The sequence below is a fragment of the Enterococcus sp. HMSC061C05 genome, assembly GCF_001814765.1.
GTDB lineage: Bacteria > Bacillota > Bacilli > Lactobacillales > Enterococcaceae > Enterococcus_B > Enterococcus_B lactis.
In genome coordinates, this window is sequence record NZ_KV817725.1 from 1 (window position 1) to 25,207 (window position 25,207).

General features: G+C 37.8%; 25 protein-coding genes and 1 tRNA gene. 19 read left to right on the top strand and 7 right to left on the bottom strand.

The features are described from left to right. The first annotated feature begins 238 nt into the window (after positions 1–238). The 3 genes from HMPREF2988_RS01435 (at position 239) to HMPREF2988_RS01445 (ending at position 1,350) form a co-directional block, all read left to right on the top strand. A complete protein-coding gene (locus HMPREF2988_RS01435) occupies positions 239–673 on the top strand; it encodes a universal stress protein (protein WP_002292929.1) in 435 nt (144 codons plus the stop codon). Positions 674–695: 22 nt separating this feature from the next. Then, positions 696–1,016: a hypothetical protein gene (locus HMPREF2988_RS01440; RefSeq protein WP_002315116.1), complete on the top strand. Its 321-nt coding sequence runs from the start codon at positions 696–698 to the stop codon at positions 1,014–1,016. Positions 1,017–1,158: 142 nt separating this feature from the next. Next, positions 1,159–1,350: a hypothetical protein gene (locus HMPREF2988_RS01445; RefSeq protein ID WP_002315115.1), complete on the top strand. Its 192-nt coding sequence runs from the start codon at positions 1,159–1,161 to the stop codon at positions 1,348–1,350. 69 nt (positions 1,351–1,419) lie between these two features. Here HMPREF2988_RS01445 and HMPREF2988_RS01450 read toward each other — a convergent pair whose 3' ends face one another. Beyond that, entirely contained in the window at positions 1,420–1,677 is a 258-nt protein-coding gene (locus HMPREF2988_RS01450) for a hypothetical protein (protein WP_002292934.1), read from the bottom strand. A 157-nt stretch (positions 1,678–1,834) separates the two neighbouring features. On the opposite strand from HMPREF2988_RS01450, the gene HMPREF2988_RS01455 reads away from it, so the two are divergent. Then, positions 1,835–2,098, top strand: coding sequence for a hypothetical protein (locus HMPREF2988_RS01455; protein WP_002292935.1), 264 nt, complete (start codon positions 1,835–1,837; stop codon positions 2,096–2,098). A 23-nt stretch (positions 2,099–2,121) separates the two neighbouring features. Then, positions 2,122–2,310, top strand: coding sequence for a hypothetical protein (locus HMPREF2988_RS01460; RefSeq protein ID WP_002288067.1), 189 nt, complete (start codon positions 2,122–2,124; stop codon positions 2,308–2,310). Between the two features lie 91 nt (positions 2,311–2,401). Here the strand turns inward: HMPREF2988_RS01460 and HMPREF2988_RS01465 are convergent, their stop codons facing one another. Continuing rightward, on the bottom strand, positions 2,402–2,590 hold the full coding sequence (locus HMPREF2988_RS01465) for a hypothetical protein (RefSeq protein ID WP_002292937.1): 189 nt from the start codon (positions 2,588–2,590) through the stop codon (positions 2,402–2,404). 215 nt (positions 2,591–2,805) lie between these two features. Between HMPREF2988_RS01465 and HMPREF2988_RS01470 the strand changes: the two genes are divergently transcribed. Beyond that, entirely contained in the window at positions 2,806–3,177 is a 372-nt protein-coding gene (locus tag HMPREF2988_RS01470; protein WP_002315113.1) for a YxeA family protein, read from the top strand. Between the two features lie 148 nt (positions 3,178–3,325). Here HMPREF2988_RS01470 and HMPREF2988_RS01475 read toward each other — a convergent pair. From HMPREF2988_RS01475 to HMPREF2988_RS01485, 3 genes are all read right to left on the bottom strand, one after another. Further along, positions 3,326–3,398: transfer RNA gene (locus HMPREF2988_RS01475), tRNA-Gln, on the bottom strand. Positions 3,399–3,443: 45 nt separating this feature from the next. Further along, positions 3,444–3,872 carry a hypothetical protein gene (locus tag HMPREF2988_RS01480; RefSeq protein WP_070769869.1) on the bottom strand — a complete coding sequence of 143 codons (429 nt, stop codon included), beginning with the start codon at positions 3,870–3,872 and terminating at the stop codon, positions 3,444–3,446. A 59-nt stretch (positions 3,873–3,931) separates the two neighbouring features. Then, positions 3,932–4,690, bottom strand: coding sequence for a C39 family peptidase (locus tag HMPREF2988_RS01485; protein WP_070769870.1), 759 nt, complete (start codon positions 4,688–4,690; stop codon positions 3,932–3,934). Between the two features lie 294 nt (positions 4,691–4,984). Between HMPREF2988_RS01485 and HMPREF2988_RS01490 the strand changes: the two genes are divergently transcribed. Next, positions 4,985–5,182: a hypothetical protein gene (locus HMPREF2988_RS01490; RefSeq protein ID WP_002315110.1), complete on the top strand. Its 198-nt coding sequence runs from the start codon at positions 4,985–4,987 to the stop codon at positions 5,180–5,182. 105 nt (positions 5,183–5,287) lie between these two features. After that, positions 5,288–5,770, top strand: a complete 483-nt coding sequence (locus HMPREF2988_RS01495; RefSeq protein WP_002315109.1) for a hypothetical protein — start codon at positions 5,288–5,290, stop codon at positions 5,768–5,770. Between the two features lie 55 nt (positions 5,771–5,825). Here HMPREF2988_RS01495 and HMPREF2988_RS01500 read toward each other — a convergent pair whose 3' ends face one another. Beyond that, entirely contained in the window at positions 5,826–6,422 is a 597-nt protein-coding gene (locus tag HMPREF2988_RS01500; RefSeq protein ID WP_002309425.1) for a nitroreductase family protein, read from the bottom strand. Positions 6,423–6,808: 386 nt separating this feature from the next. Here HMPREF2988_RS01500 and HMPREF2988_RS01505 point away from each other — a divergent pair, with 386 nt between their 5' ends. The 6 genes from HMPREF2988_RS01505 (at position 6,809) to pheT (ending at position 19,892) form a co-directional block, all read left to right on the top strand. Then, on the top strand, positions 6,809–8,275 hold the full coding sequence (locus HMPREF2988_RS01505; RefSeq protein WP_010732688.1) for a peptide MFS transporter: 1,467 nt from the start codon (positions 6,809–6,811) through the stop codon (positions 8,273–8,275). A 180-nt stretch (positions 8,276–8,455) separates the two neighbouring features. Beyond that, entirely contained in the window at positions 8,456–11,983 is a 3,528-nt protein-coding gene (locus tag HMPREF2988_RS01510) for a PD-(D/E)XK nuclease family protein (protein ID WP_070769871.1), read from the top strand. Further along, on the top strand, positions 11,980–15,702 hold the full coding sequence (gene addA / locus HMPREF2988_RS01515) for a helicase-exonuclease AddAB subunit AddA (RefSeq protein ID WP_070769872.1): 3,723 nt from the start codon (positions 11,980–11,982) through the stop codon (positions 15,700–15,702). Before HMPREF2988_RS01510 ends, addA begins: the two co-directional genes overlap by 4 nt. 68 nt (positions 15,703–15,770) lie before the next feature. Continuing rightward, on the top strand, positions 15,771–16,112 hold the full coding sequence (locus HMPREF2988_RS01520) for a winged helix-turn-helix transcriptional regulator (protein WP_002292948.1): 342 nt from the start codon (positions 15,771–15,773) through the stop codon (positions 16,110–16,112). Between the two features lie 311 nt (positions 16,113–16,423). Beyond that, complete coding sequence (gene pheS, locus HMPREF2988_RS01525) at positions 16,424–17,467, top strand: phenylalanine--tRNA ligase subunit alpha (protein WP_002292949.1); 1,044 nt, start codon at positions 16,424–16,426, stop codon at positions 17,465–17,467. Between the two features lie 4 nt (positions 17,468–17,471). Then, positions 17,472–19,892: a phenylalanine--tRNA ligase subunit beta gene (gene pheT, locus HMPREF2988_RS01530; protein WP_070769873.1), complete on the top strand. Its 2,421-nt coding sequence runs from the start codon at positions 17,472–17,474 to the stop codon at positions 19,890–19,892. 168 nt (positions 19,893–20,060) lie between these two features. Here pheT and trpS read toward each other — a convergent pair whose 3' ends face one another. Further along, positions 20,061–21,071 carry a tryptophan--tRNA ligase gene (gene trpS, locus HMPREF2988_RS01535; protein WP_002288045.1) on the bottom strand — a complete coding sequence of 337 codons (1,011 nt, stop codon included), beginning with the start codon at positions 21,069–21,071 and terminating at the stop codon, positions 20,061–20,063. A 253-nt stretch (positions 21,072–21,324) separates the two neighbouring features. Between trpS and HMPREF2988_RS01540 the strand changes: the two genes are divergently transcribed. The 5 genes from HMPREF2988_RS01540 (at position 21,325) to racE (ending at position 25,205) form a co-directional block, all read left to right on the top strand. Then, entirely contained in the window at positions 21,325–22,062 is a 738-nt protein-coding gene (locus HMPREF2988_RS01540) for an amino acid ABC transporter ATP-binding protein (protein ID WP_002288042.1), read from the top strand. Positions 22,063–22,075: 13 nt separating this feature from the next. Further along, entirely contained in the window at positions 22,076–22,891 is an 816-nt protein-coding gene (locus HMPREF2988_RS01545; RefSeq protein ID WP_002309411.1) for a transporter substrate-binding domain-containing protein, read from the top strand. A 12-nt stretch (positions 22,892–22,903) separates the two neighbouring features. Beyond that, positions 22,904–23,551, top strand: a complete 648-nt coding sequence (locus HMPREF2988_RS01550; protein ID WP_002288038.1) for an amino acid ABC transporter permease — start codon at positions 22,904–22,906, stop codon at positions 23,549–23,551. A gap of 15 nt (positions 23,552–23,566) precedes the next feature. Further along, the gene (locus tag HMPREF2988_RS01555; protein ID WP_070769874.1) at positions 23,567–24,223 is read left to right on the top strand and encodes an amino acid ABC transporter permease; all 657 of its coding nucleotides are present in this window, start codon (positions 23,567–23,569) and stop codon (positions 24,221–24,223) included. Positions 24,224–24,383: 160 nt separating this feature from the next. After that, complete coding sequence (gene racE / locus HMPREF2988_RS01560; protein ID WP_002315102.1) at positions 24,384–25,205, top strand: glutamate racemase; 822 nt, start codon at positions 24,384–24,386, stop codon at positions 25,203–25,205. The last annotated feature ends 2 nt before the right edge of the window (positions 25,206–25,207 follow it).

The following is a 25,207-nucleotide window of genomic DNA, read 5'->3' on the forward strand; positions in this document are numbered from 1 at the left end:
CAATTTATGACAAATCCACGTTTTTTGTAACAGAATGATGTTCATCTCATGTGAAAAATGATGAGAAATTCCACATAATGCAGAAATGATAGGTTTAGAACAAGTGTTCTAATGAGAACAGAAATGTATAAATAACTTGAAAAAAATTGCTATTAATTATCATTTTATTTACACATTGCGTATATTTTTTGTATTTTTGCTTGAGATGTTACAATAAAAGAAAAAGGAGGCGGTTCCAATGAGTAAGAGATACCAGAACATCATGGTAGCAGTTGACGGATCAAGACAATCGATCAAAGCGTTCGCTGAAGCCCTTGACTTAGCAAAGGACAATGAAGCCCACTTATTTATCGTGTCAATCATCAACAAAGTTGAGCTGACCCATAGTGCCTATGCCTTTTCAAAAATCTATGCAGATGAAAAACAAAGAACAGAAGTAGCCATGCTGAAAAAAATCAATGATGCCAAAGAGTTCGGCATTGCTGAGATCCATGCAATAGTTGAAACTGGAGATCCAAGAAATTTGATTGCCAATGTCATCCCTGGACAAGAAAATATTGATTTGATCGTTATGGGAGCGACAGGAAAAGGAGCGATACAACAAGCACTAGTCGGATCGACCGCTTCTTATGTCGTTTCACATGCCCCTTGCAGTGTATTGGTCGTGAAGTAATTAGATAAGGGAGGAATAGAAAATGGTTCGCCCTCAAGAAGTTCGTGCACCAAAAGAAAAAATAGAAATTTTAGCAATTATTGAAGACGGCACACAAACAAAAAAAGGATACTCGATTGCTTTAATAAAGTGGAAAGGAAAAAAAGGTGTTGCTGTAAGGTGGGATGGAGATAATCAACAAGACAAAGGATTCCCGATCACTGCGAACGGCTACCATCCAGCGTGGTTTGTTCTGCCTGATAAATTTACAGAATTATACAGCTATGATTATGCGAAAACTGTCACATCCATTAAAGCATTAGACAAATTAGCAGAAGAGCAGCATAAAATGGATGAAAAATAAAAAAGATGAACCAATCAGTCTTTAGAAAACTGATTGGTTCGAGGAGTAAAAAATGAAAAAAGGTTATTTGGGATGAATATAAAATAATGCGTATAGCTTAAATCAAACTTAAAGCCATAAAAAAGGCAAGAGGGTGAGGTAAATGGAAGCAGGAAAAGTTTTACAGGAAGTAAAAGTATTATGTGCAGATAAAAAATATGAAGAAGCAAAAAGTCTGATTGAAAAGAACAAAGAAAATTTGGAAGAAAAATATCCGATTGCACAAGAATTTATAGAATTAAAACAAGGAACGCTTCTTCATCGATTCAAACATTTTTTTGGTATCACAGAATAGAAAAAAGCGATTAAAGATACAGCAAATCTCTGCTGATCTTTAATCGTTTTCTTTTGAAACTGCTAGGATTCAATTCTGATTTTTATATAAAAAATAGATCCAAATGATTAGAAAAACTACTGCAAGCGTCAATTCGATGATGTGTATCACTAATACAGATGTTGTTTCCCAATGTCTAAAAGAAAAAATCTGATAAGTAAAATATACGGCAGGTAAAGAGGCCAGTAAAACTGAAAACTTCTTTTTCGTCCATTTTATGTAATAGAAAAGAATGCTTAGCATAATAAAAAAAGGAATATAAAAAACGAACTGACCGATCGCGATCATACTATTGCCTCCAATAAATAAAGTCCAAGATACAAAATAACACTTTGTGCGTGAAGGCGCAAGCAGTTCTATGGATTTATCCAGTAAAATATGTATTGATTTTGAATTTATAGGGGAAAATTGCTATAATCAAAGTGAAAGAAGGAGTGGAATTTTCATGGATCATGTAGTGTTAGAAATCGATTTGCATTTAATCAATAATATTCGGGTGATTTACTATGTTGTAAGCAATAGTGTCGAACAACGTGTACTGACGAATAAAATCAATGGTATTTTAGCAAAGAAAGACGTTCACCGATTCAATAACGGTGAAGGTAGTTATTATAGTATCCCAGTAGAAAAAATTATTTATACGACAGTCAAAGTCAGAGAAGATCTGGATACTAAAAAGGCATATGAACCTATTTTTACAACTTATTGATTAACAGTAAATGGAGGAAAAAAATGAATCCATATGAACAACTTATCCAAGATTTGATTGATGGAAAAATCGAAAAAATCGATGTAAAAAGAGAAGAATTGATGGCTTTTCGAGAAGCATGGCTGAAATTGGAGAATCGTAAATATGTGGTAGGAAAAGCATCGCTGAACGGCAATGTGACTTATCACTATGATCCGACACGCTTATTTTAGTAAGGATGATTCAGGAAAAACAAGGGACTGTGACAAAAGTCGTGTCACAGTCCCTTCTTCTGGACAAACGGTGTTCCAGAAATGAAAATTCCTACTTATTAAATAGATTTTTGAACTTGTCTTTCACACTGTCGATATTTACGTCTTTTAGAAGATTTTGTGCTTTCTCTTTGTAAGGACCTAGTTGTTCTTTATGTTCTTCGATAAATCGTTTTGCGCCGTCGAAGTTGCCGCCTTTTATCATTTCCTTGACTTTTTGAAATAATTCTTCTTGATTCATTTTGAACACATCCTTTGCCATCAACTTGATTTTTTTCCATGGATAAAGCGAGAAAATCTAAATTATCCACATCACCATAATATCAAATAACGATCATTTTTGCTAAAAAAACACTTGTTTCTCGCTTCTAAAGTAGGAGAAAAATCTCCAACTTAGGACGGATGGAATTTCTCTAATTGCCCCATATACTGGATATATAACAAGGAGGTAGAAAGATGAAAGTGATTAAATATTTGATAGGATTGGCGGCGATTAGTGGTATTTTGCTATTTGGACTGAAATACTATACTGAAGGAAGTTACGGGGAAATCCCTGGTATACTTGACCAACTAAATCCATTAGTTGAAAAAGGTGAGGTCTATGTAAAAACACAAAAACCAGAGGAAGTAAATGAACATGGAACGGCAAGGTATGTTCAAAAAGCTGCTAATGCCGATGGGGAAGAACGAACAATTGAATTTAATGGACTTTCTGTGTTAAAAGAAAATCATTATTTGAAAATCAGCAATAAAGGAGCACACATAGAAACGTATGAAGAAGTTCCTAGAGAAAAAGTTCCGGAAAAAGCATTAGCAATTATTGGCTAAATCTACTGTATGAGTGCTACAGATTTAATTATTGATTATAATAAAGTTATGTAAACTAAATAATAAATAATAAAAATATTCCAAAAAACCCCTGAAAAAAGATCATTCTTTTTTCAGGGGTTCATTTCTTATCAACAAGCACATCAAATTGGGATGGCAGGGTTCGAACCTACAATTGCTTGATTCAGAGTCAAGTGCCTTACCAGTTTGGCTACATCCCATTTATTCAACAAAATAATCATAGCACTTTTCTAAAAAAACGCAAGTTATTTTTCTTGATCAGATAGTTGTTGTTTTACTCGTAAAAGGCGACGCACCAGTTTCTTTTCCAGTCCAGCAGGAAGGGCAATCCGCTCTGCTACTGACAAGACGGAGTCAAGCAACTGATATTCTTTGATAGGTTCATTCATGATATGGTAAATGTTTGCTAAACGCTCGATATATTCAAAGTGGGTGTACTCTGTTCGAGCGATTAGAAATTTTAATAAATCGATTGCTTTTCCATACTCTTGGTCTCCATAATAGACAAGAGCTTGACGATACAGTTTGATTTCTAGTTCATTGAGGGTAGCAGGTCTGCGCCGTTCGTTCCACTCATTAATAGAAACTTTACCTTGAACATTTCCTTTGCGGTCACGGACAAAAATAATCGGAATTTCATTTGGATCCATTTTTTTATGAGTGAATTTTTCCATTATCTGTGCTCCCTTCAAAGGTTCGGTATCTAGAGTATAAGGGATTTTTACTTTAATTACTAGCTTTTCTCCAAAGTTAGCATTTGTCCGCCCATTGCAGTGAAAATGGCCGAAAAATCATTGATCGGTACTGCTCGATTTTTTACGCCATAGGGGTCGTTGACGTAAATATTCTCTTTGTCGTATCCAGTGACTACACAAGCATGAACAAGTGGAGTGACTCTTACTTCTCCGTTGTTTGTTGTCCAAGTCATAAAATCAGTTTCATCAGGGACTTCAAAATTGATAGTCACGGAAGTCCATACAGGATTTCCTTTAGATAGAGCTTTTTTGATATCATCTAGTTGAGCGTCTGTTTTTGGAAAAGTATGATAATCCGTTTGGACGATTTGTTGAGCAAGAGAGGCAATAGGAGGGACATAGACGCCCATAGCCCAGTCTCCGCCACTGATATCTCCAACAAATCCTTCATTAGGATCGCCATGAGTCCCATCTGCATTGAAAACAGGGACGTAATCCAATTGTTCAGCTAACTGGTTTTTAGTCGTTTCATAACCATAAAAAGATAAAAGCATGGAAAGCGAAGTGACCTCGCAGCCATTTTCTAGAGAAGGAGAGTCAAACTGGCTCTCCAATGGAACATCTAGCAAAACTTCTGCTTTCTCTTTTGTTTTTTTCGTTTTTTGTGTTGAACTTTTTTGTGTAGTATTCATTGTATGTTCTGGAGAATGGATATGTAGGTAATAACTTGTACCGCTTAATAAAAGAGTAGCTGTACCTCCTAGAAACAATAGTTTTTTTAATGTTTTTTTCTTCATTGGAAATCTCCCTTTTCAGCTGTTTATCTTTCCTATTATAAGTGTATTTTTATTGGGAAGGGAAGTATTTTATTTAAATATGTAAGAAATAATCAGTTTTTGAGGAATATTATTTATTATTTTAGAAAAAATTCTTCTAGATACAACAGCTGTTTTAATTGTGAAAACGAAAACAGTACGCTATAATGCCTGTAAGGTTGATTTTTGACTGTAAACAAAAAATCAAATAGTTAAATCTCCAAAAAATAGCAATTGTAATATGGAGAAAAGTTCCAGCAGTTTAGGAGGATTTTGATGACGGAAGAAATGATTAATTTAGGAGAACAATATGCATGCAAACCAATTGGCTTTACAAAAACGGTCGTTGGTGAAGTTGTATCAAAAATGACAAACTGTGCCGTGGTCAAAGTTGCCCAATGTGCTGCAGAGGATCAAGAGTTATTAGATGAAAAAGCAAGCATGGTTGTTGCAAAATATGATACATTTGAATAAAGAAAATAATTGGACGTGCGGCGTGCTGCAAGTCCAATTTCTTTGAGAAGGTAAATCAGTATTCTTTTCCTGTTTTCAGGAGAAGAAAAAGCGAGGCGAGTTGTCATGGTAACATTTTTTACGGTCCTATTGTTTTTATTCGTTGTTGTTATGTTCTTATTTCTTTGGCTGGTGCGAAAAGAAATTATTTATCGGACTGTTCGGAATCGATGGGTCTACTTGGTCATACCATTCTTAGTAGTACTAGTCATTTGGTACACACTCATCAGTCAGCCTACAGCAGATGAATTGGCAAAAGGGATTTTGTCAGCGATGATTTTTATTAGTTTTTTGTTGGACAGTCGAGGAATTACAGAAGAAGGGCTTGTCTTGAATAGCTTTGATAAAAAAGGTGTTCCTTTTTCTGAAATCAATAAAATCGTGTTGTACCAACCAAAAGGTTCTAAAATTGTAAAAATGAATTTTTTCCGAAACGGATGGCGGGGACCGATGCTGAAATTTTCTGCATCATTAGAAGAATTAGTTCCATTTTTGTCCCAACGCTTGAACGATGAGGCGGAGATTGATATTATGATCGATCCAGAATAAAAAATAGAGGTTGCGACAAGATGTTTGTCACAACCTCTGTTTTTTTCAAGTAAAATTATCCGAATACACGGAAGCGATCTGCATCGTTCATGTATTCTTTTTCCCCAGCTGGTGTTTCTGGTGAACCGAATACTAATTGTGAACGTAGTTTCCAGTTTGAAGGGATATTCCATTCTTTTGCAACTGCTTCGTCAATAACTGGGTTGTAATGTTGCAGGTTTGCGCCCAATCCTTTATCAACTAATGCTACCCAAGTGTTCGCTGTTGCGATTCCGTTTGATTGTTCTGACCAATCTGGGAAGTTGTCTGCATATAATTCAAATTGTTCTTGTAGACCTTTTACCACGTCAGTATCTTTGAAGAATAATACTGTACCATAACCATTTTTGAAACCAGCTAATTTGTTTTGTGTATTTGGAAAAGCTTCTGCTGGAGTCAATGGGCGAAGTGCTTCTTCAGTGATTTCCCAGAGTTTTTCATGTGCATCTCCGAAAAGAATAACTGCGCGTGTTGATTGAGCATTGAAAGCAGTTGGGCTTTCTTTAATTGCTTCTTTGATCAAAGCTGTCAATTCTTCATTAGAAAGTGAAACGTTACGTCCTAGATGATAGATTGAACGGCGGTTTTTTAAAGTGTCAGTAAAAGTTGTCATAATAAAATTTCTCCTTTGATTTGCGTTTTGCATTTTTTTAATTGATTACGAAATGAAGTATATCATCTTACAAAAAGTAAGTAAACAGATATGCTCACAAAAAATAAGCGAAGTAAAAAAAACAATTTTAATAAGGGAAATCGTTAGAAAAGGATTTTTATGGTTATCGCTTTCATTGCTGTGTTTTAGGAATTTTTGCTTATTTGAAAAAAACAGCTGATATATAATTATTAAATCTCTATCTTCTTTTTTTTATGATATTGCCATTAAAAATTACTTGTTTTTATAGAAAATTAGTTTATATTTCTTAAATAAGTTTTTTAGTTAAATTTTTCGGTAAAGATGTATAATATTTTCTGAAAATTTAAAGAATTGGGGTATAGATTATGGAAAAACAGCAAGACAAGGGCTTCTTCGGGCAGCCGAAGGGATTGTCAACTTTGTTCTTCACTGAGATGTGGGAACGATTTAGTTATTATGGTATGCGTGCATTACTTATCTATTATATGTACGATACAGTTGCTAACGGGGGACTTGGATTACCACGAGCAACAGCATTAGCTATCATGTCGATATACGGATCGCTGATCTACATGTCTAGTATCGTCGGCGGTTGGGTATCTGACCGAATGTTAGGAGCAAAACGCACTGTATTCTTTGGTGGAGTCTTCATTATGCTTGGACACATCGTCTTGGCTTTACCATTTGGTGTAAGTACATTGTTTGTTTCAATGGCATTGATTATTATCGGAACCGCCTTTTTGAAACCAAACGTTTCTGGCATGGTCGGACATCTTTATTCAAAGACTGATTTGCGAAGAGATGCAGGATTTTCGATTTTTTACATGGGTGTCAACTTAGGGGCATTATTAGCACCACTAATCGTTGGGACAATCGGTCAAGAATATAACTACCATTTAGGGTTCTCTTTAGCTGCTATTGGGATGTTCTTTGGATTATTACAATACATCATCCAAGGACGCAAGACATTAGACGGAGTGGGTACTACACCGCCGAATCCTTTGACAACTGAAGAACGTAAAGGATTCATCCGTAACTTGATCATCGCACTTGTTGTTATCGCTGCAGTATTCGGTGGGGCACAATTAACTGGTCATCTGACAATCGACTTTTTTGTCAATACAATCAGTGTATTGGGGATCATCTTACCGTTGTATTACTTTATCAAAATGTTGACTTCAAAAGATGTAACTGCTGAAGAAAAACCAAGAGTATGGGCGTATATCCCATTATTCCTTGCAGCAATCATTTTCTGGTCATTACAAGAACAAGGTTCATCTATTTTAGCTTTATTTGCTAGTGAACGTACGCAATCTACACTATTTGGTGTGACGATCCAAGCAAGCTGGTATCAATCATTGAATCCGATTTTCATCTTTATTTTGACGCCGGTATTCGTAACAATGTGGACAAAACTTGGCAAACGCCAACCATCTACAGTAGTGAAATTCTCTCTTGGTCTTTTGTTTGCAGGATTATCATACTTACTATTGATGTTGCCAGGTATGCTTTATGGGACAAGTGGAAAAGTAAGTCCATTGTGGTTGTTAGGAAGTTTCTTCATCGTGGTTATTGCTGAATTGTGTCTTTCACCAGTTGGTTTGTCTGTAACAACGAAATTAGCACCACGAGCATTTGAATCACAAACAATCGCTATTTGGTTCTTAGCTGATGCTTCTTCACAAGCAATCAATGCACAAATTGCACGCTTCTACACACCGGGAACAGAATCTGCCTACTTCGGTATTATCGGTGCAGTAGCAATCGTTGGTGGTATCTTGCTATTTACTGTGAAAGAACCAATCAAAAAACTAATGGGATCTATCCATTAATCAACTCACGAAAAGACAGGAATTGCTTATTTGTAGCGATTCCTGTCTTTTTGCGTATACTCAAAAAAGATAGAAATATCAGAACCATAAAAGTATATAATTTGAAGAATATAGAACAAATGTTCAGTATTTTTTGATATAATAAAGAAGCACCGTATCATGTGTTGAAGGAGGAAAAGCATGTCTTTACAATTTATTCTTGGAAACGGGAAAAAAGATCACCGTCAAGTCTTGATCGACGAAGCGTCAGCTTGGCTCGACCAAGATGCAAGCAACCAAGTATTTTTCCTTGTTCCCAATTACAGCAAATTCGAACAGGAACAAGAAATTTTAGCGGAGATGCGAAGAAGAAGCGGGAAAAAAGCTTTCAGCACAACAAATGTTCAAGTATTCAGTTTTTACCGTCTGGCTTGGTATTTGCTGCAACAGACAACCCTTCTTACAGGAAATGAATTATCAGAATCCGGGTCTGCGATGATCTTGCGACAGATTTTAGAAAAACATGAGGAAGAATTAACGATCTTTCGCGGAGAAATCAATAAAAGAGGATTTATTCGCCAATTGCAAGAACTCTATAGTGAATTGCGCACAGGGAATATTCAACCGGAAGACTTGATGCTTTTATTTGGTGATTCACCGAATGCAGAAGACCAGCAACTTAAAATGAAAGACTTGAAGCTGATTTTTTCAGCTTATGACAGCGAATTGACCGAACGTGCCCTATCAAATGAAGATGCACTGGCTATACTGGCAAATTATATGCAGACACAAGATTTCACCAACGTCAAATTTATCGTCAGCGGTTTTTCCCGAATCAATGGGCAAGAGTATCAATTACTGCAGGCGATGATGGAAAAGGGGCAATTAGTTGTCGATTTATTGTTGGATCGTCCTTATACAGCGGATCTTCCAGAAGTACTTACGCTCTTTCATGAGACTGGAAAGCTTTATTTCCGTCTTTTTCAAAGTGCGAGAGAACGGAAAGTTCCTATATTAGTAGATCGTTTTGCGCCAGAGCAGAATCGTCCGACAGCGCTGCAGTTGCTGCAAACGATGTGGGAAGAGACTTCTAGCCAAAAGAAAGCAACCGTCCGCAAATTAGGGGAACAAGAGGCTCTCCATTTGTGGGAAGCTGAAAATCCAACTGAGGAAGTCCGACAGTTAGCTGTTGAAATCAGACGGCTAGTCAGTGAAGAAAACTACCGTTATCGTGATATCCAAGTACTGACAAAAAATATGTCCTTATATGGAAATATTCTTCGACCAATCTTTCAAGAAATGGCGATTCCATTTTATATCGATGAAGAACAAATGATGGAAAATCATCCGCTGATTGAATGGATCAACAGTCTGTTCGCTCTTGACCGCTATTCTTATCGGCTAAGTGATATTATGCGTTTTTTCAAGACGGAATTGTTCCTATCGATGGAAACAGAAACCGAACTGGATGAATGGAAACAAGAACGAGATGAATTCAGGAAAAAATTGGACATCACAGAAAATGTCGCACTTGCTTATAATTATCAAGGCACTTACTGGACGCGTGAAAAAGATTGGCAGTTTGTAGCGTATGATTTTGAAGCAGAGCAGATTGAAGACGTGCAGCATCTGGAAGAACAGTCAAATACGATTAGACGATTATTTCAGAAATCTGTACCTGCATTTTTTAAAAAAATAAAGAAAAGCAAAACAGGACAAGCGGCCGCAAATGTTTTTTATCAATTTTTGATCCAAAGTGGTGTACAGCAACAATTATTGTTTTGGCGTAATCAGGAAGTAGATAGAGGAAACTTAGAAGCGGCAAGAAACCATGAGCAGACATGGGGAGCGCTGATTGATCTGCTGGATGAATATGTAGTCATTTATGGTGAAACAGCTTTTGACTGGTCACTGTTCCAAGAAATCATTACGAGTGGTCTAGAAAATCTAAGTTATGGTAAAATCCCTACCGCAATCGACCAAGTGCGCATCAACCGTTTGGAATTAGTTCGACCGAATCAAGCTGCCGTCACTTTTGCATTAGGTTTGAATGATCAAGTGTTTCCAGACCGTAAAGAAACAAAAGGATTGTTGTCTAGTGAAGAACGAGAAGTATTAAATCAAGCTTTGCCAGATGGACAGTTTTTATTCGACCCATCAAAAGAAAGTATCTCTTTTGAGCCTTTCCAAGCCTACCTTGTTTTTCTTTCCGGAACGGATCGATTATATCTTAGCTATGCACAAAGCTATGACACAGATGGTTCACTGAAGATGTCTCCTTATTTACGCAGAATCACAGAATATTTATCAGTTCCCGTCGAGAGAAAAGAGCATTTGACGATCGAAAGCGATCCTGATTGTTATGTAGGAACTTACAGAAGCGGAATCAATACAGTCAATAGGATTTATCGATTAGCTTTAGATGAAAAGAAACCTGTACCAAAACACTGGCAAAAGCTCAAAGAATTAGTACTGAATTCCTCATGGCGCAATTTTGCTTTACAAATCTTTGAAAGTCAGGAACATTTGAATGTGCCTGTTTCGATGCCAGAAAAAATGGCGGAAGAACTTTATGGAAAAGAAATTTATACTTCGATTTCACGTATGGAGAATTTTTATAATTGTGAATACAAATACTTCATGCAATTTGGTTTGAAATTGAAAGAACGAACTGTTTATGGTCTGACTCCAGCAGCAACAGGTGATTTTTATCATGAATCATTGGATCGTTTCTTCAAGCTATTGTTTTCAAACCAATTATCCTTAGTGAATATGACCGATGCGCAGCGTAAAGACTTTACTGAAAAAGTGCTGCAAGAAGTGTTCGGAGAACTTCGGTTTGAGATATTGGATAGTTCTGCAAGAATGAACTATATCCGCTATCAATTAGGACAGACGATCCAAAAAGTGGCATGGGCTTTGCACAAACAGAGCAAAAATACGGGCATGCATCCTCTTCAGACGGAGATTTTATTTGGTCAGATTGCTGGAGCAAAAGGTATCACAGGTCTGGAATTACCGTTGAGTAATGGTGGTAAACTCCACGTTCGAGGAAAAATCGATCGGATTGATGTAGCTTCTGAACAAGAAGACACTTGGTTAAGCGTTATTGATTACAAATCTAGTGGACGTTCATTTGATGTCACAGAAGCTTATTATGGCATGGCTATGCAATTATTGACGTATCTGGACGTAGCATTGATGGATGCGGTACGTTTGACTGGAAAGGCGGCTGTTAAACCAGCAGGCTCTTATTATTTACATGTTCATAATCCTGTATTGACAGAGACAGATGATGTAGAGAAGAATACATTGAAAAAATTTAGTTATGATGGCGTTTTTGTCGATGATCCCGCTCTTTTAGAAGTACTAGATCATTCACTGGAAGCAAAAGAACAATCACTGATCTATCCAGTGAAAAAAAATGCGAAAGATGAATACCAAAAAGGTAGTTTCAGCAAAGATAAATTTTTCACGGAAGAAGAACTGCAACTATTCATGGCGCATAATCGGGAAAATATGCGGTTAGCTGGAGATGCAATCACTTCCGGAGAAATCAAACTGAACCCAGCTTATAAAGATAAACAGCGAATTGCCTGCGAATTTTGTCCATTCAGAAGCATCTGTACGTTTGATGTGATGCTGAAAGAAAATAATTACCACCGTCTGGAGAAAATAGATAAGGAAGAAGCACTGCGCAGAATATTGAAAAGGAGTGAAGAAGAGTGAATCAAATTCCTTTAAAACCGCAAAATGAACGATTTACAGATGATCAGTGGCAGGCGATTTTCGATCAAGGAGATAATTTGTTAGTCTCTGCGTCTGCCGGATCAGGTAAAACTACAGTGCTTGTTCGAAGAGTGATTGAAAAATTAAAAATGGGTTTTGATATCGATGAATTACTGATTGTGACATTTACTGAAGCAGCCGCAAGAGAAATGAAAGAAAGAATTCAAGAGGCATTACAAGAAGCGGTCAACAGCGAAAGCGACCCTGTACGAAGACAGCATTTTACTAAGCAGTTAGTTTTATTGCCCACAGCGAATATCTCAACCTTACATGCTTTTTGTCTAACAGTTATTCGACGTTATTATTACTTAATTGATATTGATCCGGTCTTTCGCATGTTAACAGATGAAACAGAAACGATCTTGATGAAGGAGGATGTGTGGGACGAGCTGAGAGAAGCACTTTATGCAGAAAATGATGAACGATTTTTCCAATTAACAATGAACTTTTCTAATGATCGTTCAGATGACGGCTTGACGAATCTGGTGTTTTCTCTTTATGAGTTTGCCCGTGCCAACCCTGACCCCCAAAAATGGCTAGAACAGTTAAGCGATAATTATCGTTTGACTGAGGGGTTAGCGAAATCTCGATTATATCAAGAACAAATCCGTCCTTTAGTTTTGGCAGATATATACCAATGTGTACAATTATATGAACAGATGACTCAGTTAGCACAAGGTGAAGGATTAGAAAAAATGCATGAGCAAGTGGCCGGAGAACAACAGCAGATCAAAAATATCTATGAAGCTTTCTCGCAAGATCGGTTAGAAGAAGCTTATGTTAGTTTGGAACAACTGACTTTTTCAACTTTTAAGAGCAGTCGTAAAGCAGAATTGAAAGAAATATCCAATGAAGTCAAGGGCATGAGGGATAAAGCAAAAAAATTGATTCAGCAGATAAGTAAAAGTTACTTTCCTGTTTCACCAAGCCAAATAGAAGAATTAACGGAAAAAGCACTACCGTTAGTCGAAGAAATGACAAAAGTCACGCAAAGCTTTATGGACGGTTTCAGTATGCGTAAACGGGAAAAAGGTGTGTTGGATTTCAATGATCTGGAACATCTAGCGTTGCAGATTCTCACAGAAAAAACGAAAGATGCATGGCTGCCAAGTGAAGCTTCAAAACATTATCGAAAAAAATTCAAAGAAGTAATGGTAGACGAATATCAAGACGTGAACCAATTACAAGAAGCCATTTTATACTGGCTAAGAGAACCTGATGATACAAAAGGAAATATGTTTATGGTTGGAGATGTCAAACAATCCATTTATTCTTTTCGTTTAGCAGATCCTAGTTTATTTATCGGGAAATACGAGAATTTTTCAAAGAAAGAAGGCGGACGTCGGATCGTTTTGGCTGAGAACTTCCGCTCTAGAAAAGAAGTCCTTTCTTTTACGAATCTTATTTTTGAACAACTAATGGATCCAGCAGTGGGTCAAATCAATTATGACGAAGCAGCCAAACTGATACAGGGATTCTCAGACTTTCCGGAGAATGAACAGTTTGAGCCAGAAATCATGATCTATGAAAAAGAACAGGAAGAATCAGAGATCGAGATTCCGACTGACGATATACTGGAAGACAAAACAGAAGGCGAACTTTTTATGACAGGACTGAAGATTCGTCAATTGATTGATTCTTCCTTTATGATTTATGATAAAAAATCAAAGAAAAGTCGTCCGATAGAATACAGAGACATTGTTCTCTTGACACCTACAAAGAAGAACAACTTAACGATTTTAGAGATTTTCAAAACATTGGATATTCCATTGGAGATGAATGATGCTCAAAACTATTTTCAAGCGACAGAAATTCGCACGATGATCTCGCTGCTGCAATTAATTGACAATCCCTATCAAGATATTCCGCTTGCGGCTGTATTGCGTTCGCCAGTCGTGGGTTTGATTGAACCAGAATTAGCCAGCATCCGATTAGCCGACCGTGCACATACTTACTATGATGCCGTGCTTGCTTATCAAGCATCAAACGAAGATGAATTAGCGGTTAAGCTGGAACATTTTGGCAAACAACTAGATCATTGGCGAGAACTTGCTCGCCGTTCTTCGATCACTGACTTGTTATGGGATATCTATTATGAGACGGGATATCTAGAGTATGTGGTCGGTCTGCCAGCAGGGGCACAGAGACAAGCCAACCTTTATGCATTGGTCGATCGTGCCAAAGCTTACGAGCAAAGTTCTTTCAGAGGATTATATCAGTTCGTGCGTTTCATTGAAAAAATGCAAGAAAAAGATAAAGACTTAGCAGAACCAGTCATTTCAATAGAAGATAATGCTGTTCGCGTAATGACGATCCATGCAAGTAAAGGCTTGGAATTTCCAGTTGTATTTTTGTTAGATATGACGAAAGAATTTAACTTACAAGACTTGCGCAATCGGTATGCTTTTGAAGAAAAACTTGGAGCAGGTATTCGCTATATGGATCCTGAAACACGGGTGTTATATGATACGTTACCGTTTCAAGCCATCAAATTGGCAAAGCAAAACAAATTGTTGTCGGAAGAAATGCGTAAATTGTATGTAGGATTGACTCGGGCAGAACAAAAGCTTTTCATTGTCGGTTCCTATAAAAATAAAGAGCAAATGATCCAAACGTGGTCTGAAGCAGCTGATCATGAGGAGTTGGTTTTTGATCCTGCGCTACGTTTGAAGGGCAGAAGCAGCTTGATGAATTGGATTGGTTACGGATTGATCCGTCATCCTGAAATGCAGAAATACTTAGAGGAAGAAGTTTCGACTTCTCTCCTTCAAGATTCAAATGCACAGTTTTCCATTTCATGGATGAATCAGCAATCAATCATTGAACAAAGACAGTTGCTTGCTGAAAAAGAACTGGTTAACTTAGATGAGCAGATGAAAGAAAAGGAAACTGTATTAGCAGATTCGTTACAAAAACGTCTAGCCTATGAATATCCTTATCAGGCTTCTTCGCAAACCACAAGTTATCAATCTGTATCTGAGATCAAACGATTATTCGAAGATCCAGATGATACACAAGAATCACGTTTGACTCTGGAAAGTAGTCAGACAAAGGCAGCATCTCGTCAATTCCGTTATACGCAAGAACAACTAGCAGAACCAAAATTTTTACAAAAAGATCGGCAAGTGTCGGCAGCTGCTGTTGGAACAGCTACCCATGCTTTATTGCAATTGCTGCCATTAGAGATGCCAACTACAGAGAGCATCAATCAAAAGTTGCAGGAATTAGTAAAGAAACGGTTAATAGACGAAAAGGTCGCAAAAAAAGTAGATGTTTCTTCTATTATATGGTTCTTTCAAACAGAACTTGGGCAACAATTGATTGCCAACAAAGAAAACGTAAAACGGGAACAACCTTTTTCCATGCTGCTTTCTGCTGATGAAGTATTTCAAGACTATCCAAATCAGGAAGATGAGCTATTGATCCACGGAATCGTCGATGGATACTTAGAAGAAAAAGATCATCTCCATATCTATGATTTTAAAACAGATTTCATTTTACATCCGGATGATCCAGCAGAAATAGACGCGATCGTCCAAAAATATCAAGGACAGCTAAGACTTTACCAACAAGCAATGACAGAAGCACTGAATAAACCTGTAGAAAATGTTTTCCTAATTTTACTTCGGGTGAAACGAATCATAAACATTAATAAATAATTATAATTGAGCAAACTTGACTTATGTTTTGTAAGGATTATGCTATACTCTGGGAAGAGGTGAGTATGATGGAGCTAACACAGACAGAATTCGTTTTGTGTCCTAAATTTGAAAAAACGTTCTCTATTTTAGGAAAAAAATGGAACGGATTGATTATCGATGTACTACTCGAAAATGGTCCGCAACGCTTTGTCGAGCTTGCGGCAAAAATCCCGATGGTTAGTGATCGGGTATTGGTCGAACGCTTGAAGGAATTAGAAAAAGAAGGAATAGTCACTCGAAACATTGCCTGTAGTGAAAAAAGCCGTTCAGAATATCTCTTGACTGAAAAAGGAGCAGACTTGCAAAAAGCAATGCGTCAAATACAAGTTTGGAGCGAAAAATGGGTCACAGAGGAAGAATGCGGTTGATTTTGTAAAAAAAATCTTGTAAACTATAGTCCATACGAATAAGTAAAAGAACGATGACGAAAAAGAGTAGTTTGGCTAAACCAGTTCAGGGAGATCTGTCACAGACTGAAAACAGGTCCTGTGTTTGAAAAATGAAGTTCACTTTCCGAGTTCGTCTGATCATTATCAGACCGGCAACTGTCGTTAACGAAGTAAGAGTGCGGTGTAAGTTTATTTATCCGCAAATTAGGATGGTAACGCGAAGACCTCGTTCCTTAACAGGAATGAGGTCTTTTTGTTTTGTATTTGGAATTTAAAGGAGGAACAAGCACATGTCTTTACAAGCACAATTAGAGAGCTTGAAAGAAGAAACAATCGTCAAAATCACGGCGGCACAAGATTTAAAAGAATTAAATCAAATACGTGTTGAAACGTTAGGAAAAAAAGGACCGATCACAGAAGTATTGCGTGGGATGAAAGATCTAAGTCCAGAAGAACGTCCAAAAGTCGGAAGTTTCGCAAATGAGATCCGAGACCTTTTGACAGAAGAAATAGAGCGAAAAAAACAAGTATTAGAAGAAGAAGCGTTAAATGCAGCTTTGGCAAAAGAAACAGTAGACGTGACATTGCCTGGTAGAAAAGTAAAGCATGGTACACGTCATATCGTGACGCAAATCATGGAAGAAATTGAAGATATTTTTGTAGGTATGGGGTATCAGATCGTAGAAGGTTACGAAGTAGAGTCTGACCATTACAATTTCGAACGGATGAACCTGCCAAAAGACCATCCGGCAAGGGACATGCAAGATACTTTCTATATTTCAGACGAGATATTGATTCGGACACATACTTCACCAGTCCAAGCACGAACAATGGAAAAGCATGATTTCTCTAAGGGTGCTCTACGAATGATCTCGCCAGGAAAAGTTTTCCGCAGAGATACAGATGATGCGACCCACAGCCATCAGTTCCATCAAATTGAAGGGCTAGTTGTTGATAAAAACATCACGATGGGCGACCTTAAAGGAACATTAGAAGTCGTAATGAAAAAAATGTTTGGGGAAGATCGTGAAATCCGTTTGCGTCCAAGTTATTTCCCATTTACGGAGCCATCAGTAGAAGTAGATGTCAGCTGTTTCAAATGTGGTGGTGCCGGTTGTAACGTATGTAAATACACTGGATGGATCGAGATTTTAGGAGCTGGCATGGTGCACCCGAATGTGTTGAAGATGTCAGGAATCGATCCAGAAGAATATTCAGGCTTTGCTTTCGGCCTTGGACCAGACCGCGTAGCTATGTTGCGGTATGGAGTGAATGATATCCGTAATTTCTATCAAAATGACTTACGTTTCTTAAGTCAGTTCAAGGGGGAGTAAGAAGATGTTAGTTTCATATAAATGGCTTAATCGTTATGTGGATTTATCGAATGTAACACCAAAAGAATTAGCGGATAAAATGTCTGTAACAGGAATCGAAGTCGAGGGAATCACGGTTCCAGAAGAAGGCTTGAAAAAAATCGTTGTCGGTGAAGTCAAGGAATGTGTACCACATCCAGATTCTGATCACCTTTCTATTTGTCAAGTCGATATTGGTGAAGACGAACTGTCTCAAATCGTTTGTGGAGCGCCTAATGTGAAGGTCGGAATCAAAGTGATCGTTGCGCTTCCTAACTCACGGATTGCTGGAAATGTGAAGATCAAAAAAGGGAAAATGCGTGGTCAAGTATCAAATGGCATGATTTGCTCGTTACAAGAAATTGGCTATTCAGACAGTGTTATACCGAAAGAATACGCTGAAGGTATCTATTATATGCCACAAGAAGCTGTAAATGGCGATCCAGTTTTTCCTTATTTAGATATGGATGATTCGATCATTGAATTGTCTATCACACCAAATCGTGCAGATGCATTGTCAATGCGTGGCGTAGCTTATGAAGTTGGGGCAATCTATCGTCAGACGCCTACATTTGATGACGAGAAATTAGTAGAATCATCACAACTTGCTAGCGATAGAATCAAAGTGACAGTTGAAGATAAAGAAGTCGTTCCTGCCTATCAAATCCGCATCATTGAAGGAGTAAACGTCCAACCAAGTCCTCAATGGCTGCAAAATCTTTTGATGAATGAAGGCATCCGCCCAATCAACAATGTAGTAGATGTGACGAACTATATTTTGCTTTTATTCGGACAACCACTACATGCATTTGACTACGACAAATTGAAATCAAATGAGATCCTTGTCCGTCATGCAAAAGAAAATGAGACATTAGTCACGTTAGATGGAGAATCTCGGGAATTGACAACTGACAATCTTGTCATCACTAATGGCAAAGAACCAGTTGCTTTGGCTGGTGTCATGGGTGGATTAGATTCAGAGATTACGAATGAAACAACAACAGTGGCACTGGAATCTGCTTTGTTTGATCCAATTTCGATCCGTCGTACAGCAAAACAATTTAATTTGCGTAGCGAATCTTCTGCACGCTTTGAAAAAGGGATCAACCATGCAACTGTTGGAGAAGCCAGTGAGGTTGCTGCAGCAATGATCGTTTCTCTTGCAGGTGGGGAAGTTCTACAAGGTGCGGTCAAAGGTTCAGAAATCAAAGCAGAAGACGTATCAGTGAAGATTTCACTTGAACGCATCAATCAATATTTAGGAACATCTCTTGTCGTTAAAGAAGTAAATGAGATTTTTGAAGCACTTGGATTTAGCTATGAAGAAAAGGATCATGTTTATTCCGTAGTCGTACCACCAAGACGATGGGATATCCAAATCGAAGCAGACATTATCGAAGAAGTTGCTCGTATTTATGGATACGACCAGTTGCCATCTACTCTTCCAAGTGGAGAAACGGTTGCTGGAAGCTTGTCAAAAGAACAAGAAACTACTCGTAAAATTCGTACAATCTTTGAAGGAAGCGGATTGAGCGAAGCCATCAGTTATGCATTGACAACAGAAGAAAAATCAAGACAGTTTGTTATAAAAGAAAGTAATATTACACGTTTGGACTGGCCAATGAGCGAAGAACGTTCTGTATTAAGAATGAATTTGATCAGCGGACTATTAGATGATATCAGTTATAACACTGCTCGAAAAAATACAGAGATTGCTTTATATGAAATCGGTCGAGTATTCTTCCAAGAAAATGATCCGCGCACACATCTGCCACAAGAAATAAAACATGCAGCAATCGCTATTTCTGGTATTTGGGAAGAAAAAGATTGGCAGACGAAAGCACAAAACGTAGACTTTTTCACCATCAAAGGTCTTTTAGAAAACTTATTTGAACAACTAGGTATCCATGAAGATATCCATTATCAAACGGTGACAGAAATAAAAGAAATGCATCCTGGAAGAACTGCTGCGATTTACCTTGGCGAACAATTCATCGGTTTTGTCGGTCAAGTACATCCGACAATTGCCAAAAGTTATGATATTCCAGAAACATATGTTGCTGAGTTTGATTTATCTGCTGTAGTGGAAGCTGCCCAAAAAGAAATCGTTTTTGAAGCAGTGACAAAATTCCCAGCAGTCAGCCGAGATATCGCTTTGCTTGTAAAAGAAACTGTGACAAATCAGGAATTAACAGAAGTTATCCATTCTGCTGCTGGAAGATTTTTAACAGATATCCAATTATTTGATGTCTATCAAGGAGAAAACATCGAAAAAGGACATAAATCCATGGCGTATAGCCTGACATTCGTCAACCCTGAAGCAACATTGACAGATGAAGAAATCAATAAAGCGATGGAAAAAGTCGAAAAAGCGTTGATAGAAAACCTAGAGGCAAGTATTCGCTAAGAGGGAAAATATAGTAAGTAACGATCAAGTAGCTTTTGAAGACTATTCATTTGAAAAAGAGATGTGACACAAGTTTGTCACATCTCTTTTTTTGATTTTAAAAAAGGAATAGCACAGAGACGAGATAAAAAAACAGGCCTTTACAGCCTGTTTTTTAGAGTAAATGAATTAATGGAAGTAATTGATTCCCATTGCTGATTTTACTTCAGAAAGTGTTTGTGCAGCTACTTTAGCAGCTTCTTCACTACCTTTACGCAAGATTTCCATAACAGCTGAAGGATCTTTTTCCAATTCTTCTCGGCGTGCGCGGATCGGTGCAAATTCAGCTTCCAATACATCAATGAGGTATCGTTTGATCTTTACATCACCAAGTCCGCCGCGGCGGTAATGAGCTTTCATTTCTTCAATTGCTTCTTTATCTGTTCCGAATACATCCAAGTAGGTGAAGACCATATTCCCTTCTACTTGTCCAGGATCTTGTACATGGATGTGGTTTGGATCAGTATACATACTCATAACTTTTTTCTGTAAGACATCGGCAGGATCGGAGATATAAATACCGTTTCCTAACGATTTACTCATTTTGCCATTTCCATCGATTCCAGGTAACCTACCCATTCCTTTTGGTGGGAATACGCCTTTCGGTTCCACCAAGACTTCACCATATGTATGATTGAAGCTTTGTACGATTTCCTGTGTCTGCTCTAACATTGGTTTTTGATCCTCGCCAACAGGTACGAGATTCGCTTTGAATGCAGTGATATCAGCTGCTTGAGAAACAGGATAGATAAAGAATCCTGTAGGCACGCTTTCACCGAATTTCTTTTGTTCGATTTCTGTTTTGACAGTCGGATTGCGCCGAACGCGTCCTACGCTGACTAAGTTCAAATAATACATGGTTAACTCAGCTAATTCCGGAATTTGTGATTGGATAAATAAAGTAGATTTTGCAGGATCTAATCCCACGGCTAAATAGTCTAAAGCAACTTGCAAGACATTTGATGAAACCTTCTCAGGATTTTTAGCATTATCGGTCAGTGCTTGCATGTCAGCAATCATGACAAACAGTTGGTTGTCTTCGTCTGCTTGCATAGCCACTCGGGTTTTTAGAGAACCGACGTAATGCCCTAAATGCAGCTTCCCAGTTGGTCGATCTCCCGTTAAAATAATATTTTTCAAAAAAGACACCTCTTTACGATTTGTAAGTCTGAGCACTTAATATCTTACCGTTTTTCCTGACAAGAAACAACAGTTCCTAAGGAAAAAACAAGGAAAGAGGATAAAATAACTAATAGATTAGAAATGAAAGAAATATTTATGGGAGAATAAACGTTCTAAGAAACTTTACAAATTACTAAACTATCAGATATAATGTATTTTATTATACATCTTTAAAAGAAATCTTACTAAATAATAATGGGAGTGTAATTCTATGGCAATGATTAAATTTGATCACGTGGATAAATATTATGGCAAGTTCCACGCATTAAAAAATATCAATCTCGAATTCGAGAAAGGAGAAGTTGTCGTTGTCATTGGTCCTTCTGGTTCAGGAAAGAGCACGATGCTTCGCTGTATCAATGGATTAGAGACGATTTCTTCAGGTAAGCTACTAATTAATGATACTGACTTGCATGATAAAAAGACAAAGTTGACAGAAGTCCGAAAGAATATCGGCATGGTTTTCCAGCATTTCAATTTGTATCCTAATAAAACCGTTCTGGAAAATATTACATTAGCACCAATCAAAGTGTTAAAGCAAGACCAGGCAACTGCAGTCAAAAACGCGGAGAAATTTCTGAAAACTGTCAATATGTTAGATAAGAAAGATTCTTATCCTTCCATGTTATCCGGTGGACAACAGCAACGGGTGGCAATCGCCAGAGGTTTAGCGATGAATCCTGAGATGCTGCTGTTTGATGAACCTACTTCTGCTTTGGATCCGGAAATGATTGGTGATGTATTGGACGTCATGAAAAAATTGGCGCATGACGGCATGTCAATGATTGTCGTGACGCATGAAATGGGCTTTGCCAAAGAAGTTGCGGATCGTGTCATCTTCATGGCTGACGGAGAAGTATTGGAAGATAGCAGAAATGTGAGAGACTTTTTCGAAAATCCAAATGAAGTCCGAGCACAGCAATTTATCAGTAAAGTTATCAATCATTGATAGGAGGAAAAAGATGCGCAGGTTTAAAAAAATACGCCTGATTTTCCTTTTAGGCATTGCTTTTCTTGCACTAGCCGGATGTAAAGGAAATGGGTTGGCAAATGAAGATATTTTAGAGCGAAGCAAATCTACCAATGAAATCATCTGGGGTGTCAAATATGATACTCGATTATTTGGAATGATGGATATTGAGAGCAGAACCGTACAAGGATTTGATGTAGATATTGCAAAAGCAATCACTGAAAAGATCCTTGGTGAGAATGGAAAAGCGGAATTTGTTGAAGTCACTTCTAAAACGCGGATCCCGTTATTGAAAAACGGAAACATCGATGCGATTATTGCGACGATGACGATCACAGATGAACGAAAAAAACAAGTCGATTTTTCAGATGTCTATTTCGATGCTGGCCAAGCTTTGTTGGTAAAGAAGGGAAGCCAAATCAAAAGTGTAGATGATTTGAATGCTTCTACAACAGTTCTAGCAGTCAAAGGTTCTACGTCGGCTGCGAATATCCGACAGCATGCACCAGATGCAAACATTCTGGAATTGGAAAATTATGCAGAAGCATTTACTGCGTTACAATCTGGCCAGGGAGACGCAATGACTACGGATAATGCGATCTTGTTAGGGATTGCAGATGAAAATCCAGAGTACGAGTTAGTCGGCGGAACGTTTACTAATGAGCCTTATGGAATTGCGATCAACAAAGGACAAGAAAACTTCTTGAAAGCTGTTAACCAAGCGCTAGAGGAAATGCATGCAGATGGCACATATGATAAAATCTATCAAAAATGGTTTCCAAATGAAACTGAAGGAAAAGTAGAGTAAGGGGGAGAGGCAATGAGCGAATTGATACAGACTTATGGACCAATCTTTGTCGACGGGTTCAAGATCACATTGTTTTCGAGTGTCTTAGCACTTGTGTTTAGTTTGATTATCGGAACGTTGATGGCAATCTTCCAATTATCAAAGAATAAAGTAGTAAGTGCCTTAGCAAAGGCATATGTAGAATTTTTTAGAAACATTCCATTATTGATCATCGTGATGTTTTTTTATGTTGTCGTACCTATTTATTGGTTTAATCTAGACGGATTCCAAGCAGGGACGATTGGCTTGACTATCTATACATCCGCTTTTATTGCTGAAACAGTACGTTCAGGGATTCAAACCGTACCAAAAGGCCAAACAGAAGCAGGATTGTCTTCTGGATTTACCTATTCAGAAATTATGCGTTATATTGTTTTGCCCCAAGCATTCAAAATCGTTATTCCGCCATTAGGCAACCAATTTATTAATCTTGTGAAAAACTCGTCTATTTTAGCAATCGTAGCTGGTTTGGATTTGATGTATCAAGGAGATTTGATTGCCAGTGAAACATTCAATACCTTCGATACGTATATCATCGTTGGGTTATTTTACTTAGTTATCACGCTGCCGTTATCTTACTTAATGGTTTATCTTGAGAAAAAATGGGCGGTTCGTTCATAGAAGGAGGGGAAATACATGGATTTTAGCGGCGCTTTTTCATGGATGAATGTCCGTTTTTTATTGGAAGGATTAAAGGTTACTGTTGAAGTTTCATTGTTTTCGATCATTTTCAGTTTCTTGATTGGTGGTCTGACAGGTGTGATTCGTTTTGCGAATATCCCTTTCTTGTCCAAAATCCTTGGTATTGTGATCGATATCATACGAAATCTTCCATTATTATTGATCATTTTCTTCACTTATTTTGCTTTGCCTCAGATTGGCGTCCAGATGAACATCTTCTGGTCTGCTGTTGCAGCATTGACGATCTTTGAATCAGCTATGCTGTCGGAAATTTTCCGAGCTGGACTTAATGCTGTTCCGAAAGGGCAGATGGAGGCAGGATTGTCAACGGGACTGACTTATGTAGAAACGATGCGGACGATTGTTTTGCCGCAAGCATTCAAATCGATGATCCCGGCAATTGTGAGCCAATTGATTTCACTGATCAAAGATACATCATTAGCAGTAATCATTTCTTTACCTGAACTTTCTCATCAGGCACGTATTATTTATGGACAGAATACCAATTATGTGCTTCCAATGTTCATCATCATGACACTTATGTACTTCGTGGTGTGTTACGCGCTTTCTCTGCTTTCCGGTTACTTGGAAAAGAGACGGTACAGTTATTAATAGATGATTCTTTTAGCGGTTGTGGCAAACTAAGTCACAACCGCTTTTCCTCTTTCCATTCGAAAAAAAGAGATTTTGATTGTTTTAAGCAAGTGAGAGCACTTGAAAATTCACGCTAAAAAGTACACAATAGGGAAGATAGAATTTATTGAAAAAAAGGATGATACGATTGACAGATAATCGCCCTATCGGATTTATTGATTCAGGTGTTGGCGGCTTAACTGTAGTAAAAGAAGCCCTGAAACAATTACCGAATGAAAATATTTTATTTGTAGGAGACACAGCACGCTGCCCGTATGGTCCTAGACCTGCGGAACAGGTAATCCAGTATACTTGGGAAATGACGGATTATCTGGTGGAGCAAGGAATCAAGATGCTGGTGATTGCCTGCAATACCGCAACTGCGGTTGCTTTAGAAGAAATCAAAGCTGCTCTTTCTATTCCAGTCATCGGTGTGATCCTTCCCGGTACAAGAGCAGCAGTAAAAAAAACACAAAATAAACAAGTTGGCATTATCGGTACGATTGGTACGGTAAAAAGTCAAGCTTATGAAAAAGCATTGAAAGAGAAAGTGCCAGAATTGACTGTGACAAGTCTTGCTTGTCCCAAATTTGTTTCAGTTGTCGAAAGTAATGAATACCATTCATCTGTGGCAAAAAAAATCGTGGCAGAAACATTAGCTCCGTTAACGACTAAAAAAATCGATACATTGATTTTGGGATGCACCCATTATCCATTATTGCGCCCCATCATTCAAAATGTAGTGGGGGAAAATGTTCAACTGATCGATTCTGGAGCAGAAACAGTAGGTGAAGTATCTATGCTACTCGATTATTTCAATTTGAGCAATTCACCGCAAAATGGACGGACATTATGTCAGTTTTATACAACAGGATCTGCTAAACTTTTCCAAGAAATAGCTGAAGACTGGCTTGGAATCGGACACCTAAATGTAGATCATATTGAATTGGGAGGAAAATAAGG